Genomic DNA, 14,372 nt, shown 5'->3' on the forward strand with positions numbered 1-14,372 from the left:
GGCCTTTCAGGCCTCTGCATCACGTTTTTATCTTCACATGCCAGCTTAATAATATTTTACCGATAACCACCCCCTCCCTAGTCTGATCCCAAGCACAGAGAACAGGTCGACAGCGACCTGAATCCAACGGCCTCGTGAGAAGGGATCAGAGATGACCACTGAAATAATAAAAACAGACACGCTTGTTGTCGGCGCCGGTCAAGCGGGTGTGGCCATGAGTGAACACCTGAGCAAACTCGGAGTGCCGCACCTGGTGCTGGAGCGCAACCGCGTTGCCGAACGCTGGCGCACCGGGCGCTGGGATTCGCTGGTGGCCAACGGTCCGGCGTGGCACGACCGGTTTCCGGGGATGGAATTCGATGACGTCGATCCGGACGGTTTCGCCCACAAGGAGCGCGTCGCCGATTACTTCGAAGCCTATGCGAAGAAATTCAACGCGCCGATCCGCACCGGCGTGGACGTGAAGAGCGTGGTGCGCAATGTCGGTCGTCCGGGCTTCACCGTCGAGACATCCGAAGGCGTGATCGAAGCCGCCCGGGTTGTCGCTGCGACTGGCCCGTTCCAGCGTCCGGTGATCCCGGCCATTGCGCCGAAGGATGAACGCCTGTTGCAGATTCACTCGGCCGACTACCGCAACCCGCAACAACTGCCGGCCGGCGCAGTGCTGGTGGTCGGTGCCGGTTCGTCGGGCGTGCAGATTGCCGATGAATTGCAGCGCTCGGGCAAGCAGGTTTACCTCTCGGTCGGCGCCCATGACCGCCCTCCTCGTGCTTACCGCAATCGTGATTTCTGCTGGTGGCTCGGCGTGCTCGGCGAGTGGGATCAGGCCGCGATGAAACCCGGCCGCGAGCACGTGACCATCGCCGTCAGCGGCGCCCACGGCGGTCGCACCATCGATTTCCGTGGCCTGGCCCATCGCGGCATGACCCTGGTCGGCGTCACCGAATCGTTCAGCGACGGCGTGGTGACCTTCAAACAGGACCTGCGCGACAACCTCAAGCGTGGCGACGAGAACTACCTCGCGCTGCTGGATGCCGCCGACGCCTACATCGAACGCAACGGCCTCGATCTGCCGCTGGAACCGGAAGCCCGTGAAACGTATCCGGATCCTGAATGTGTGAAAAACCCGCTGGCCGATCTCGATCTGGCCGCCGCCGGCATCACCTCGATCATCTGGGCCACCGGGTTTGCCGTGGACTATTCGTGGCTGAAAGTCGCCGCGTTCGACGACAACGGCAAGCCGCAACACCAGCGCGGCGTGTCCAGCGAAGCGGGCGTGTATTTCCTCGGTCTGCCGTGGCAGTCGCGACGCGGCTCGTCGTTCATCTGGGGCGTGTGGCATGACGCCAAACACGTGGCCGATCACATCGCCACCCAGCGCAAATACCTCGCTTATCGCGATGCCGAACAACGCGAAACCGCGCTGCACAACAACGCTGTCGACACCGTCGACGCTTGATTTCCCTCTTCCATACCGGCGCCTGTCGCGCCGGGTTCGATTTCGTCAGGAGCCGCACATGAGTCAGCCAACCCACACCCGCATCCGCATGTTCAACACCAAGGACACTTACCCGAACCAGACCCTGGACAACGATTTGTGCCAGGCCGTGCGTGCCGGCAACACCGTGTATGTCCGTGGTCAGGTCGGGACCAATTTCGACGGTGAACTGGTCGGCCTCGGCGACCCACGTGCGCAGACCGAACAGGCGATGCGCAACGTCAAGCAACTGCTCGAAGAGGCCGGCAGCGACCTGAGCCATATCGTCAAGACCACCACTTACCTGATTGACCCGCGCTACCGCGAGCCGGTGTATCAGGAAGTCGGCAAATGGCTGAAGGGCGTGTTCCCGATTTCCACCGGGCTGGTGGTGTCGGCACTGGGTCAGCCGCAGTGGCTGATGGAAATCGATGTGGTGGCCGTGATCCCTGAATAAGTCGGCAGACCGAGTCGCGGCCATCGCGAGCAGGCTCACTCCCACAGGGAAATGCGTTCCAAATGTGGGAGCGAGCCTGCTCGCGATGAGGCCAGCTCAGACAAACAAGGAGTAAAGACATGACATTTTCCATCGCCGCCCGTTGCCCCGAAACCGGTCAGTTCGGCATCGCCATCAGCTCTTCCAGCATCGCCGTCGGCGCCCGCTGCCCGTGGCTGCTGCCGGGTGTCGGCGCGGTGTCGAGCCAGAACATCACCCTGCCGTCGCTCGGCCCGGAAGTGCTCGCCTTGATGGAGCAAGGCCTGGCGCCCGAGGCGGCGCTGGACAAGGTGTTGACCCGTAACGGCTACAGCCAGTACCGGCAGATCACGGCCATCAATCACCTCGGCCAGACCGCGCATTTCAGCGGTGCGCAAACTCTGGGCGTGCACAACGCCGTGTCCGGCGAGCAGTGCGTGGCGGCGGGCAACATGCTCGCCGGGCGCTCAGTGATCGAAGCCATGGTCAGCGCGTTCGAAGAAGGCGAAGGTCAATTGGCCGATCGCCTGATCAAGGCCCTGCACGCCGCCCAGGCCCTGGGCGGTGAAGCAGGCCCGGTGCATTCGGCAGCCGTGGTCGTGGTCGGTGAACTGACCTGGCCCATCGTCAACCTGCGGGTGGACTGGGCCGATGAAGACCCGATCGGTCAATTGCAAAAACTCTGGGACGCCTATCGCCCGCAGCTGCAGGACTACATCGACCGCGCCCTCGATCCGGCCAAGGCGCCGGGCTACGGAGTTGCCGGAGACGACCGATGAGCGACAGCGTCGCGTTGCTCAAGACGCTGGTGGGGTTCGATACCACCAGCCGCGAGTCCAACCTGCAATTGATCGACTTCGTACGCAGCTTCCTCGAAGGTTTCGATGTGCCGTGCGAGTTGATCTACAACGATGAGCGCAGCAAGGCCAACCTGTTCGCCACGATAGGCCCGTCGCATCAGCCAGGCATCGTGCTGTCGGGTCATACCGATGTGGTACCGGCCGATGGCCAACCGTGGACGCTGCCGCCGTTCGAACTCAGTGAGCGCGACGGCAAGCTTTACGGTCGCGGCACGGCGGACATGAAGGGCTACATCGCCTGCGTGCTCGCACTGGTGCCGTCGTTGATCGAAGCGCCGTTGCGCCTGCCGGTGCACATTGCCCTGTCCTATGACGAAGAGGTCGGCTGTCTCGGCGTGCGCTCGTTGCTAAAGGTGCTGGAGCAACGTCCGGTCAAACCGCTGCTGTGCATCATCGGCGAGCCGACCGAACTCAAACCGGTGCTCGGGCACAAGGGCAAACTGGCGATGCGCTGTGATGTCCAGGGCCACGCCTGTCACTCGGCCTACGCGCCGCTTGGAGTGAACGCCATCGAATGCGCCGCCGAGCTGATCGGCGAGTTGGGGCGCATCGGTCGGCAACTCAAGGATGAACACCTCGACCCGCGTTTCGACCCGCCGTTTTCCACGGTGCAAACCGGTGTGATCAGTGGTGGAAAGGCATTGAATATCGTCCCTGCCGATTGCCGTTTCGACTTCGAAATCCGCGCCCTGCCGTCGCAGGATCCGGCTGTCGTCGCCCAGCAACTCAAGGTTTACGCCGAGCAGCAGATGCTGCCGCGCATGCGGGCGGTCAGTGAGCAGAGCGATATCCGCTTCAGCGAATTGTCGGCGTATCCGGGGCTGGCGACGGATGCCCGAAGCCAGGCTGCGGAACTGATCGCCAGGTTCTGTGGCTCGGACGATTTCGGTACTGTGGCGTTCGGCACTGAAGGCGGTTTGTTCGACGCGGTGGGGATTCCCACGGTGGTGTGCGGCCCCGGCAGTATGGATCAGGGCCACAAGCCGGACGAGTTCGTCAGCGTCGATCAGCTCACGGCCTGCGATGCGATGCTACAACGGATGCTGGCGTCTATTCGCCTTTAAAAAACGGTCTGGCTGCCGGATTCAAATCCGCAGCCGAGCCGCAATAACACCGACCGACAGCTGCTCCAATGGAGGTCAGCTGCGTTGTCGCTCATGGCGCTGAAACACCCGAAACAGAGCGTTTCCAGCTGACCGGAGAGCTTCGTTTTTTTAACGCCTGAAGCAACAAAACTACTAATTTATCTCTCCCCTTTCCTTGCCCATGATCAATCCCAACAAGAAATGCGCCGTCCGTGCCGGCGCTCACTGAAGTACGTCCACGTACTCGTCCTTGCCTTGGAGTTCGTCATGGCCACCTCTGCAACAACGTCCGCACCGCTTATTGAAAAACACACGATCGGCTATGTGCCGCCCGAAGATCGCCACGGAAAGGTTCGGGATCTGTTCACCCTCTGGTTCGGCGGCAACATCGCGCCGTTGCCCATCGTCACCGGCGCCCTCGGCGTGCAGCTGTTTCACCTGAATCTGGTGTGGGGCATCGTCGCCATTCTGGTCGGCCACCTGGTCGGCGGTGTGCTGATGGCGCTGCACTCGGCGCAGGGCCCGCAGATGGGCATTCCGCAGATGATCCAGAGCCGTGCGCAGTTCGGCTCCCTCGGCGCGCTGTTGGTGGTGCTGATTGCCGGCGTCATGTACATCGGTTTCTTTGCCTCCAACATCGTGCTCGCCGGCAAGTCCCTGCATGGCGTGGTCGACAGCGTTCCGGTGCCAGTGGGCATCGTGATCGGTGCGCTGGGCTCGGGGATCATCGGCATCATCGGTTACCGCTTCATCCACGTGCTCAACCGCATCGGCACCTGGGTGCTGGGGATCGGCATCGTGGTCGGATTCGGCTACATCCTCACCCACATCCAGACCGATGATTTCCTCACTCGCGGTAGCTTCAACATCTCGGGCTGGCTTGCGACGGTGTCGCTGGCGGCACTGTGGCAGATCGCGTTTGCGCCTTACGTCTCGGATTACTCGCGCTACCTGCCGGCGAATGTGCCGGTGGCGGCAACTTTCTGGACGACCTATCTAGGTTCGGCGCTGGGTTCGAGCCTGTCATTCGTGTTCGGGGCCGTCGCCGTGCTGGCAACCCCGGTGGGCATGGACACCATGGACGCGGTGAAACTCGCCACCGGCGCCATCGGCCCGTTGATGCTGGTGCTGTTCCTGCTCAGCGTGATCAGCCATAACGCGCTCAACCTGTACGGCGCGGTGCTGTCGCTGATCACCCTGGTGCAGACCTTCGCCTACCGCTGGATTCCGACTGCCAAAAGCCGCGCGGTGATTTCGATCATCGTCCTGCTGGCTTGCTGCTTCGCTGCGGTCGGCGCCTCGTCAGACTTCATCGGCCACTTCGTCGACATGGTGCTGGTGCTGCTGGTGGTGCTGGTGCCGTGGACGGCGATCAACCTGATCGACTTCTACGCCATTCACAAAGGCAAGTACGACATCGACTCGATCTTCAAAGTCGACGGCGGCATCTACGGCCGTTACAACCCGCAAGCCTTGCTGGCGTATGCGATCGGCATCGCGGTGCAGATTCCGTTCATGAACACGCCGCTGTATGTCGGGCCGGTGTCGGCGCACATCAACGGCGCGGACCTTTCGTGGGTGGTTGGATTGCTGGTGACTTCGCCGCTGTATTTCTGGCTGGCCAGTCGTGACAGTGCTTATCGTCGGCGGCTGACATCCGGGAAACTGGCGGGCAGTCTCTGAGATTGACTCGATGCACCACCAAGGTCCGCCCTGTGCGGGCCTTCTGCTTTGCGTTGTGCTATTTCTTTACGCCCGACGACAACCGGAGATGGAAATCCAATGCTGCGAATTCTGGGCAAAGCCTCATCGATCAACGTGCGCAAAGTGCTGTGGGCCTGTGCTGAACTGAACCTTCCCTTCGAACGCGAGGACTGGGGCTCAGGTTTTCAATCGACGTCGACGCCGGAGTTCCTCGCACTCAATCCCTGCGCGATGGTGCCGGTGATTCAGGACGATGACTTCACGCTGTGGGAGTCGAACTCGATCATTCGCTATCTGGCGTCGCGTTATGCCGGCGAACAACTTTACCCAATCGAGGCACGCGCCCGAGCGCGGGTGGATCAATGGATCGACTGGCAGGCTTCGGAGTTGAACAAGTCCTGGTCTTACGCGTTCATGTCGCTGGTACGCAAGTCACCCGCGCATCAGGACAGCGTTGCTCTTGCGGCCGGTTGCCGGGAGTGGACAAGGCACATGGAGATTCTCGACCGGCAGCTGCAAAAGACCGGCGCCTATGTCAGCGGCGAGCAGTTTTCCCTCGCCGACATCCCGATCGGCCTGTCGGTCAATCGCTGGTTCGAGACGCCGCTGGAACATCCGCACTTGCCGGCGGTGAGCGCTTATTACGAACGTTTGAGCCAGCGCCCCGCTTACCGGTTGCACGGACGCAACGGCACCCCGTGATGCCGGTCATTTGTTTTTGAAAGCCTCACGCCGCGCCTGTCGTTCGGCGGCGTATGCCTCCTGCGGCTGGCTGATCAGATCCTCACGACGCAACACTTCACCGCAGTGATCGCACAACGGCCCAAGGCCCGCGCTGTGGTTGCAGGTCTTGTGGGTCATGTTCACGGCCAGCCCTTCCTCCGACGACTTGCACCAGGTTTCGCCCCAGGCGCGTAACGCAATCACCACCGGGTAAAACGCCTCGCCTTTTGCGGTGAGGTGGTACTCGTAGCGTTTCGGCCGCTCGTTGTACAAGCGGCGCTCGACCAGCCCGTCCGCCTCCAGGCTTTTCAGACGGGCGGCAACCATCTGCGGCGTACCGCCGGTCTGGGCCAGGATCTCGTCGTAACGATGGCTGCCCATGAACAATTCGCGCAAAACCAGCACCGTCCAGCGGTCGCCGACGATCGACTCGGCCCGGGAAATCGGGCACAGCGTATCGGGAAGACTATCGTTTACAGCCATCAGGGCTTGCCTCTTTCACAGTTACTATGATTATCATATCAACACGATGCGGGAACAAGCCCTGAGCATCGATCACTCTCATTGCCGGAGTACATCGTCATGTCGAAACCTCTCTATCCGCTCGACAGAACCGCCTACCTGCTGGTCGATCCGTACAACGATTTTCTCTCCGACGGCGGCAAGATCTTTCCGCTGATCAAGCCAATGGCCGAGCAGAACGGCCTGCTCGACAACCTGCGCAAACTCGATCACGCCGTGCGGGCCCTGCCGATTCCGGTCGTCATCGTACCCCATCACCGCTGGGTCAAAGGCGACTACGAGAACTGGGATAACCCAAGCCCGACCCAATGCAAGATCATGCACATGCACCACTTTGCGCGCGGCGAATGGGGCGGTGAATGGCACCCGGATTTTGCGCCGAAGGACGGCGACATCGTGGTTCAGGAGCACTGGGGGTCCAGTGGATTCGCCAATACCGACCTGGATTTTCGCCTGAAGCAGCTAGGCATCACCCACGTGATCATCGTCGGCCTGCTGGCCAATACCTGCATCGAAGCCACCGCCCGTTATGCCTCGGAACTCGGCTATCACGTCACGCTGGTGCGCGACGCTACCGCCGCATTCAAAGAGGAAATGATGCACGCCGCCCACGAACTCAACGGCCCGACGTTCGCCCATGTCATCACCACCACGAACGAACTGATCGCCAACCTTCAGTCGCAAGGTGACGCGAAATGAGTCTGACCGGCCACCTGCTGATCGGCGCCGCTGAGGTGCCCGCTTCCGAGGGCACGATGAAGGCGCTGAATCCGGCAACCAATACGCTGATCGAACCGGAATTCGCCTTCGGCGGTGCAAAGCAAGTCGATCAGGCGGCAACCCTCGCCGACGCGGCGTTCGACAGCTACAGCCACACTTCGCTGGCCGAACGTGCGGCGTTTCTGGAAAGCATCGCCGACAACCTCGACGCCGTGCGCGAGGAGCTTGCAGCCCGCACCGCACTTGAAACCGGTCTGCCTCAGGCGCAGCTCGAGGGCGAAGCCGCCCGGGCCGCGACCCAGTTCCGTCAGTTCGCCGAGGTGGTGCGCAAGGGGCGCTTCCTGCAACTGGCCATCGACCCGGCGCAACCTGATCGCCAGCCACGTCCGCGGATGGATCATCGCTTGCAGAAAGTCGCCATCGGCCCGGTGGCAATTTTCGGTGCGAGCAATTTTCCGATCTCCTATTCGGTGGCCGGCGGCGACACCGCATCGGCACTCGCGGCCGGTGCGACGGTGATTCTCAAGGCGCATAACGCGCATCCCGGGGCCTCGGAAATCCAGGCTCGCGCCATCCGTAAAGCGGTGCAGATGCATGGTTTGCACGAAGGGGTTTTCTCCATGGTGCGCGGTGGCGGTAATGCGATCGGTGAGGCACTGGTCGATCATCCTTTGATTAAAGCGGTGACGTTCACGGGTTCGGAGGTGGGCGGCATGGCGCTTTATCGTCGCGCGCAGTTGCGGCCTGATCCGATTCCGGTTTTCACCGAAATGACCAGCGTCAATCCGACGTTCATCTTGCCCGCAGCGCTGTCCGCACGTGGCGACAAGATCGGCGACGGATTTATCGAGCGGATGCTGGTCAACGTCGGTCAGGCCTGTCTGTGTCCGTCGATTCTGATTGCGGTCGAAGGCGAAGGTCTGCAAGCGCTACGTAGCGCCATGATCAAGCGGGTCAGCGAAGCGCCGGCGCGTACGATGCTGACGCCGGGCATTCACGGTTCATACGTCAACGGACTGGCGGCAATGGAAAGCCTGGGGGCAAATCGGGTGGCGGTCGGCGCGCCGGCGCAGGGTCAGTTTGAGGGGCGCCCGGCGTTGCTGGAAGTTGACGGTCAACGCCTGCTCACCGAACCGGCGCTGGCCCATGAAGTGTTCGGCCCGGCGGCATTGTTGGTGGCGGTCAACGATGAGGAAGAGTTACTGGCAGTTGCCCGTTCATTCAAGGGTCAGCTCAGCGCAGCCATTCACCTTGAAGACCGCGATCTGGATCTGGCCCGGCGTCTGCTGCCGATCCTCGAGCGCCGCACCGGACGCATTGTGGTCAACGCTTTCGCCCATCCGCAGGAAGTGACTTTCGCCACCGTACATGGCGGGCCGTTTCCGGCCACCTCGGACAGCCGCTTCACCTCGGTCGGCATGACCTCGATAGAGCGCTTTTTGCGGCCCGTGGCGTATCAGGGCTTTCCCGATGCGTTGCTGCCGCAAGTGTTGCGCGATGCCAATCCACTCGATTTGCCTCGCAGCATCGACGGCCAATAAAAAATGCCCGGTTCGGCAAATCACCGAACCGGGCATTTTTTCGAGTCACGGGTTTGATCAGGCCGGCACACCCAGAATGATGTGCGAAGCCTTGATCACTGCCGTCGCGCTGACGCCCGCCGCCAGACCCAGTTCGTTCACCGCGTCGCGGGTCACGATCGAATAAACTTTCGAACCGCCAGCCAGCTCGATCACCACTTCAGCGTTGACGGCGCCATCGGTCACGCTCAGCACCTTGCCTTGCAGGCAGTTGCGGGCCGACAGGCGAATGTCGCTGGATTCGGTCATCAGCATCACCCAAGGCGCCTTGACCAAGGCCACGGCTTCTTTGCCCACCGCGATGCCCAGGCTTTTGAGGCTCGCCAGGGTCACGACCGCAACCAGCTTCTCGCCGCCCGGCAGGGTCAATACGACTTCCGCATTGACCGAGCCTTCCTGAACCTGGCTGACCTGACCTTTAAAAACGTTGCGGGCACTGACTTTCATGATGGACGTCCTTTTTTTTGACTTTGGAGTTAGGAAACGGCGCACATCATCGGAGCAAGCGCTATGTAGTTACAACTATAGCGCTGCACCTGAATGAACATTGCCCCCCCTGACTCTAGATCAACAAGTCCTCATAGAACGCACCGTACGGAAGCTCGGGGTGTTCGATCTGGATTTCCAGAATCCAGACTCCGGCATTCGGAGCCTGATCGAAGTCACCGAGATTGCCACCGCGATAAATCGCGTGAGGAAAATCGCTGACCCGGTGCCCCTTGATATCCAGGTTCAGCTTCCAGCCCATGGCCTCAGCCTGATCGGTGGCGTAACGGTACAGTTCGACACCGGTCACGCCCTGACGCCAGAAGGCCTCGACCTTGTCGAAAAGCTCTTTGGAGGCCGCCGCACAGGCGATCATTTGCGGATCGGAACCGGTAACGAACGTCGCCCCGGCATCGCCTTCGTGGCCTTCCCAAACCACGCCCATGTCGATGAAGAAAATGTCGCTTTCGCCCAGGACCGGATCGCCGTCGGAACGCTCCTTGAAGGTCTTCAACGTGTTGGCGCCGAAGCGGATCAGCAGCGGATGCCAGATCCGGTCCATGCCCAGTTCGACGAGGATTTCCTTGCCCCGTGCATGGGCTTCGGATTCACGCATACCGGGTCTGATCACCTTGGCGATCTCATCCACCGCCTTCCAGGTCAATTGCTGGGCATGGCGCATGGTTTCCAGCACAAAACGCTCACCTACCGCTTCTTTCCCGCTCAAAGTGGCACTCATCCCTTACTCCTCTCGGCATCCAGCAGACGCAGTCGCTATATAGGAATGTATATTGCGATATCCCATAACAAAGCGATAGACGTGGACTTGTACGACTGCACTCATCACAGAATGAAACGCCAATGATCCTTGCGACCAGCGCTTAAAGGCCATCCTGTTTCTCGACTTCACCCTTGAGCAGCGCCGCCATATCGATCCGTTCAGCTTGCACGAACTCACTGAAGTTCAGGGTCCATGGCTCGTGCCGGCCCGGAATGCAGCTGAACACCCCCAGCTCATGCAACACCGCCGCGAGTGCGCTGGATGCAGGGGGATTTCCCCGTTCGTCAGTCGCCTGAAAATAGGCGGTGCCGATTCCGTGACGGCTTTTTCTGGCGCGAACGCCTGTCGCACTGTTAGCCAACGGGAACGCACCCGCACCGAACCGTTCGATCAGAATCCCCAGCATTCGATTGATGACGTCCAGCGGAAAAAAGCGACCGTCCTGGAGGCGAATTCCGGCCAACTCGATCCGATAATGAAACAGCTTGCCCTTCGCTACCGTGTAGCACTCCGTCCAGTCTCCTTCAGGGCTGACATTCAATTCAGCGCCCTCACGGAGTCGGTGACCGTTCAGAGGCAAGTCATAACCAATCATGAACAAAGCCGCCTCCAGCTGCCGAAGCGCAGGTACGCTGGAAGTGTTTTCGAACGAATTGTGCGCAGCACCCGCCAATACCTCGGCGAGTATCCAGCCAGCCTTCAGATTCCAGATTGCATGCAGCTCGCCGGAGATCAAGCGCGGAAAGTGATAGTTGCCCAGGCCAGGGTCGCGGTTTTTCGGGAGCCGCGCCGTTGCACCCTCCTTGGCCGGAGCCCAAGGAAAAGCAAGCTCTCTGGGCACGGCCGATAACTTTCTGTCCTGGCAGTACTTCACGACAATCCATCCCAGCGCCGCCGCGACGCGACTGTCGTAGATGATGAAGTCATTAACCAGCAACGAGTAGACCTTGGTCATGCCCGCATTGAAACGCAATGGCTGATGACCGTTCAGTAACGGGTGGCTCAAATTATCGCTGGCCAGCGCGGCGCAGACCGAAGCGATCGTCTGCGCAAGTCCTTTGGCATTTGCTGCCAACCAACGGACATTTCCCGCCTGCACACCACCCCACGCCATCACCTCAATGCTGGCTTCGAGCGTCTGGCTGTCGTTTCCCGAGTTGATCCCCCGTTGCAGGGCATTGCGAAGCGAGTTCAGCGCAACATCGTTGCTTTGCAGGCATGAGCCTGCCGGCGCTGCGAATGCGCCTTTATGTTTCCAGTGGTACCGCTCGCAGGCATCAAACAACGTGGAGAACTTCAGCGTGCTGTCTGCCCGCCGATCAATGTATGAATGAGCAAAAAGGGACGCATGGTCGAGATGGCTGGCGAACCAGTCAATGAAGTCGCTGACGCTGTGCAAATACTGTTGGCGATGCATATCCGTATCCTCGGCTCTGGTGCGATAAAGGATGCCCGTAGCCGTCCGGGCATCTACGGATTTCAACGAGGCAGAACCCGGTATTGGCCCTCATCACCGACTTTCTCGTAACGCACTGCACGTGTACCAGCGAGTGTCTTCGCTGCATCATGCCCCAGCAACAAAGCTTTCAACGGCTTGACAATGGATGCCTGAACATCCGCCGGACTGTTGATCTCGGCCAGGTACAGGCTATAGGTCCACTCATTGTCATACTGAGAATGAGCCCAATGAAACTGCCGATCGCCTTCGAGCGTGAGGTTGAATCCGCTGTCGAGCCCGATCGGGAATGACATGAGAAACTCTTCAAAATCGATCGGTGCTCCCCACCAGCCGATATGGACCAACGGTTCGTGATTATCTTTCGCCTCGATCCCTGCCCCCGTGAGACTGATTTGCACCACGATATAGCCACCGACAGAACGCTTCGGTTTAACAATCACCGGCAGGGAGAAACCCATCTCGGTGTAGACCCAACCGTGTTCATCATTGGCGAATGTTTCGATCCATTCGCCACCTGCCCGGTAGCGCTGGGCAATGTCGGGCGCCAGCAGCGCGCTGCTCACTTCCTCCCGGATCAACTTGGCCAGATGATCACATTCCGCACCCAACCTGGACACGAATCGAATGTTCTCGGTAATCGCCTTACCGATGCTGGAAGGATTGTTCATGATGCAGGATTCCAAAAACAGGAGGATGACGGGTTATCCAGTGAAGGAATGGTGGGGGGCTGCAGCTTGGTGAATCCATTCAACGGACTCCAGAACACCGTTGAGCTTGCCACTACCGGGGGAGCTGAAAGTGAATCGAATCCTTGAAACCGGAAAATCCCGAGCTTGCCAAGAAAACACGCCACTTGGGACTTCCACATCTCCAGTCCGGTGAATCCTGACACACTCATGCTCCGCACAATGTGCAGCACACCGAGCCAGGAGTGGAGTATCAATTGACCGCTCCAGACGTCCTGCTCACTCAGCGCGTTGAGACCCGCACTGATTTCGGGGGCGATAAAGAGGTGATAAGCGACCTTCCGCTCAGCGGGCGTCAGGAACTCCTGCCATTGACGGTGCAATTGGTCTTTGCCACTCAACGGCGCTTCCCATTTGAATTCGATCAATAGAATGCGCCGCTCACCGTTAGGCCAACCCAAGTCGACCACCAGGTCCGGCTCTATTCCCTTGCGTGGCCAAAAACGCATCCGCGCGCTTTCTACCGGCCCCGCTGGAAACGCCGGATGGACAATGTGACGACCTCGTTCAATCAGGCTGCGCCAGAAAAGACCAGCGGCTTCGGCAGGCAGGTAATCCAGAGGGCCCATGATCAGGGCGGTGATTTCGTCTTCTGCGCAGACACGTTTCTCTCCGACTTCGCGATGTCCGAGGTAACGTCTGTACAGAGAGCTTTTTCCTTGGTTGAAGGCGTGCAACATTCCCTTGGCTCGCTACTGAAAAGACCGGAGCGATGATGGCCTTTAGCCTTGATTTTTGCCAGCACGACTTAAGTCCAAGCCCCACAAACGCTTGAAGCACAGGTTTCAAACAGTCGGATCACGCGACCGGGTCATTTGCACGCACCACGCCGCGCTCCTCAAGCAAGCGCACAAACATGCTCAGACTGCGCGACACCGTGCCCCGCCGCCATACCAGCCACGTCGTCAGATAGCGGAAATCCGACGTCAGCGGCCAGACACTCACCGTCGCGCAACCGGGCATGCTCTGCAGCATGCTGCGCGGCATCAAAGCCAGACCGGCACCTGCGCTGACACAGGCGAGCATGCCGTGATAGGACTCCATTTCAAAAATCTTGCCCGGTACCGCAGCGTCGGTGCTAAACCATTTTTCGAAGTGATGGCGATAGGAGCAATTAGAGCGGAACGCATAGATGTTCTCGCCATTCACGTCTGCGGCGCGCTGGATCGGCCCATGATGAAGCGGCGAGATGATGACCATCTCCTCTTCAAACGCCGGAATGCCTTCCAGCGCCGGGTGCAAGACCGGGCCGTCGACGAACGCGGCCGCCAGGCGACCGGAAAGCACACCGTCGATCATTGTCCCGGACGGGCCGGTCGACAGGTCCAGATCGACCTTCGGATGTTGCTGGTTATAGGTCGCCAGCAAACCGGGAATGCGTACCGCCGCCGTGCTCTCCAGCGAGCCCAGCGGGAATGCGCCTTGCGGCTCCTCGCCGGCCACCGTGGCTCGCGCTTCCTGTACCAGGTCGAGAATCCGCCGCGCGTATTCAAGAAAACTCCAGCCGGCCGGCGACAGGCGCAAGCGGCTTTTCTCGCGGATGAACAGGTCGACGCCCAGATCTTCTTCCAATTGCTTGATGCGGGTCGTCAGGTTCGACGGCACGCGATGGATCTGCGCCGCCGCAGCACTGATGCTGCCGTGCTCGGCAACGGCCTTGAAGATTTCCAGTTGCACCAGATCCATATTCATTCTCCAATCGTGAAAGAAACGCTCTTTATTATTCAGTTTCCAGAAAAAAAACACCAGCCTAC

The 14,372-nt window shown here is 60.1% G+C and carries 15 protein-coding genes; 8 read left to right on the forward strand and 7 right to left on the reverse strand.

Going from position 1 to position 14,372, the window contains the following annotated elements; all coding sequences use genetic code 11:
• The first annotated feature begins 151 nt into the window (after positions 1–151).
• The 6 genes from N8H71_RS06590 (at position 152) to N8H71_RS06615 (ending at position 6,303) form a co-directional block, all read left to right on the forward strand.
• The gene (locus tag N8H71_RS06590) at positions 152–1,459 is read left to right on the forward strand and encodes a flavin-containing monooxygenase (protein ID WP_262193365.1); all 1,308 of its coding nucleotides are present in this window, start codon (positions 152–154) and stop codon (positions 1,457–1,459) included.
• Positions 1,460–1,517: 58 nt separating this feature from the next.
• Positions 1,518–1,934 carry a RidA family protein gene (locus N8H71_RS06595; RefSeq protein WP_007950460.1) on the forward strand — a complete coding sequence of 139 codons (417 nt, stop codon included), beginning with the start codon at positions 1,518–1,520 and terminating at the stop codon, positions 1,932–1,934.
• Positions 1,935–2,053: 119 nt separating this feature from the next.
• A complete protein-coding gene (locus N8H71_RS06600; protein WP_039766940.1) occupies positions 2,054–2,731 on the forward strand; it encodes a DUF1028 domain-containing protein in 678 nt (225 codons plus the stop codon).
• Complete coding sequence (gene argE, locus N8H71_RS06605; protein WP_262193366.1) at positions 2,728–3,876, forward strand: acetylornithine deacetylase; 1,149 nt, start codon at positions 2,728–2,730, stop codon at positions 3,874–3,876. Before N8H71_RS06600 ends, argE begins: the two co-directional genes overlap by 4 nt.
• A 288-nt stretch (positions 3,877–4,164) precedes the next feature.
• Positions 4,165–5,580 carry a purine-cytosine permease family protein gene (locus N8H71_RS06610; RefSeq protein ID WP_262193367.1) on the forward strand — a complete coding sequence of 472 codons (1,416 nt, stop codon included), beginning with the start codon at positions 4,165–4,167 and terminating at the stop codon, positions 5,578–5,580.
• A 99-nt stretch (positions 5,581–5,679) separates the two neighbouring features.
• A complete protein-coding gene (locus tag N8H71_RS06615) occupies positions 5,680–6,303 on the forward strand; it encodes a glutathione S-transferase family protein (protein WP_262193368.1) in 624 nt (207 codons plus the stop codon).
• 6 nt (positions 6,304–6,309) lie between these two features.
• Here the strand turns inward: N8H71_RS06615 and N8H71_RS06620 are convergent, their stop codons facing one another.
• Positions 6,310–6,807: a winged helix-turn-helix transcriptional regulator gene (locus N8H71_RS06620; protein WP_262193369.1), complete on the reverse strand. Its 498-nt coding sequence runs from the start codon at positions 6,805–6,807 to the stop codon at positions 6,310–6,312.
• A 99-nt stretch (positions 6,808–6,906) separates the two neighbouring features.
• On the opposite strand from N8H71_RS06620, the gene N8H71_RS06625 reads away from it, so the two are divergent.
• Together N8H71_RS06625 and N8H71_RS06630 are read left to right on the forward strand one after the other, a co-directional pair.
• Positions 6,907–7,545 (forward strand): isochorismatase family cysteine hydrolase, encoded by a 639-nt coding sequence (locus N8H71_RS06625; RefSeq protein WP_262193370.1) that lies wholly within the window; start codon positions 6,907–6,909, stop codon positions 7,543–7,545.
• Positions 7,542–9,107, forward strand: coding sequence for an aldehyde dehydrogenase (NADP(+)) (locus tag N8H71_RS06630; RefSeq protein WP_262193371.1), 1,566 nt, complete (start codon positions 7,542–7,544; stop codon positions 9,105–9,107). The genes N8H71_RS06625 and N8H71_RS06630 overlap by 4 nt, the downstream gene beginning before the upstream one ends.
• 57 nt (positions 9,108–9,164) lie before the next feature.
• Here N8H71_RS06630 and N8H71_RS06635 read toward each other — a convergent pair whose 3' ends face one another.
• The 6 genes from N8H71_RS06635 to ptrR all read right to left on the reverse strand — a co-directional run bounded on the left by N8H71_RS06635 (position 9,165) and on the right by ptrR (position 14,304).
• Positions 9,165–9,593, reverse strand: a complete 429-nt coding sequence (locus N8H71_RS06635) for a TOBE domain-containing protein (protein ID WP_007950468.1) — start codon at positions 9,591–9,593, stop codon at positions 9,165–9,167.
• A 115-nt stretch (positions 9,594–9,708) separates the two neighbouring features.
• A complete protein-coding gene (locus tag N8H71_RS06640) occupies positions 9,709–10,371 on the reverse strand; it encodes a M24 family metallopeptidase (protein WP_262193372.1) in 663 nt (220 codons plus the stop codon).
• A gap of 142 nt (positions 10,372–10,513) precedes the next feature.
• Positions 10,514–11,830 (reverse strand): hypothetical protein, encoded by a 1,317-nt coding sequence (locus N8H71_RS06645; RefSeq protein ID WP_262193373.1) that lies wholly within the window; start codon positions 11,828–11,830, stop codon positions 10,514–10,516.
• A 62-nt stretch (positions 11,831–11,892) separates the two neighbouring features.
• Positions 11,893–12,540: a hypothetical protein gene (locus N8H71_RS06650; protein ID WP_262193374.1), complete on the reverse strand. Its 648-nt coding sequence runs from the start codon at positions 12,538–12,540 to the stop codon at positions 11,893–11,895.
• The gene (locus N8H71_RS06655) at positions 12,537–13,298 is read right to left on the reverse strand and encodes a hypothetical protein (RefSeq protein WP_262193375.1); all 762 of its coding nucleotides are present in this window, start codon (positions 13,296–13,298) and stop codon (positions 12,537–12,539) included. Before N8H71_RS06655 ends, N8H71_RS06650 begins: the two co-directional genes overlap by 4 nt.
• Positions 13,299–13,416: 118 nt before the next feature.
• A complete protein-coding gene (gene ptrR, locus N8H71_RS06660) occupies positions 13,417–14,304 on the reverse strand; it encodes a putrescine utilization regulator PtrR (RefSeq protein WP_262193491.1) in 888 nt (295 codons plus the stop codon).
• Positions 14,305–14,372: the final 68 nt, after the last annotated feature.

The organism is Pseudomonas koreensis (assembly GCF_025447595.1).
GTDB classification, from domain to species: Bacteria; Pseudomonadota; Gammaproteobacteria; order Pseudomonadales; family Pseudomonadaceae; genus Aquipseudomonas; species Aquipseudomonas koreensis_H.

Excerpts from the sequence above, each read along its gene's own strand:
- N8H71_RS06655 (WP_262193375.1), bottom strand. The coding sequence starts at position 13,298 with ATGTTGCACGCCTTCAACCAAGGAAAAAGCTCTCTGTACAGACGTTAC.
- N8H71_RS06600 (WP_039766940.1), top strand. The coding sequence starts at position 2,054 with ATGACATTTTCCATCGCCGCCCGTTGCCCCGAAACCGGTCAGTTCGGC.
- N8H71_RS06650 (WP_262193374.1), bottom strand. The coding sequence starts at position 12,540 with ATGAACAATCCTTCCAGCATCGGTAAGGCGATTACCGAGAACATTCGA.
- N8H71_RS06630 (WP_262193371.1), top strand. The coding sequence starts at position 7,542 with ATGAGTCTGACCGGCCACCTGCTGATCGGCGCCGCTGAGGTGCCCGCT.
- N8H71_RS06610 (WP_262193367.1), top strand. The coding sequence starts at position 4,165 with ATGGCCACCTCTGCAACAACGTCCGCACCGCTTATTGAAAAACACACG.
- N8H71_RS06595 (WP_007950460.1), top strand. The coding sequence starts at position 1,518 with ATGAGTCAGCCAACCCACACCCGCATCCGCATGTTCAACACCAAGGAC.
- N8H71_RS06645 (WP_262193373.1), bottom strand. The coding sequence starts at position 11,830 with ATGCATCGCCAACAGTATTTGCACAGCGTCAGCGACTTCATTGACTGG.
- N8H71_RS06615 (WP_262193368.1), top strand. The coding sequence starts at position 5,680 with ATGCTGCGAATTCTGGGCAAAGCCTCATCGATCAACGTGCGCAAAGTG.
- ptrR (WP_262193491.1), bottom strand. The coding sequence starts at position 14,304 with ATGGATCTGGTGCAACTGGAAATCTTCAAGGCCGTTGCCGAGCACGGC.
- N8H71_RS06635 (WP_007950468.1), bottom strand. The coding sequence starts at position 9,593 with ATGAAAGTCAGTGCCCGCAACGTTTTTAAAGGTCAGGTCAGCCAGGTT.
- argE (WP_262193366.1), top strand. The coding sequence starts at position 2,728 with ATGAGCGACAGCGTCGCGTTGCTCAAGACGCTGGTGGGGTTCGATACC.
- N8H71_RS06640 (WP_262193372.1), bottom strand. The coding sequence starts at position 10,371 with ATGAGTGCCACTTTGAGCGGGAAAGAAGCGGTAGGTGAGCGTTTTGTG.
- N8H71_RS06590 (WP_262193365.1), top strand. The coding sequence starts at position 152 with ATGACCACTGAAATAATAAAAACAGACACGCTTGTTGTCGGCGCCGGT.
- N8H71_RS06625 (WP_262193370.1), top strand. The coding sequence starts at position 6,907 with ATGTCGAAACCTCTCTATCCGCTCGACAGAACCGCCTACCTGCTGGTC.
- N8H71_RS06620 (WP_262193369.1), bottom strand. The coding sequence starts at position 6,807 with ATGGCTGTAAACGATAGTCTTCCCGATACGCTGTGCCCGATTTCCCGG.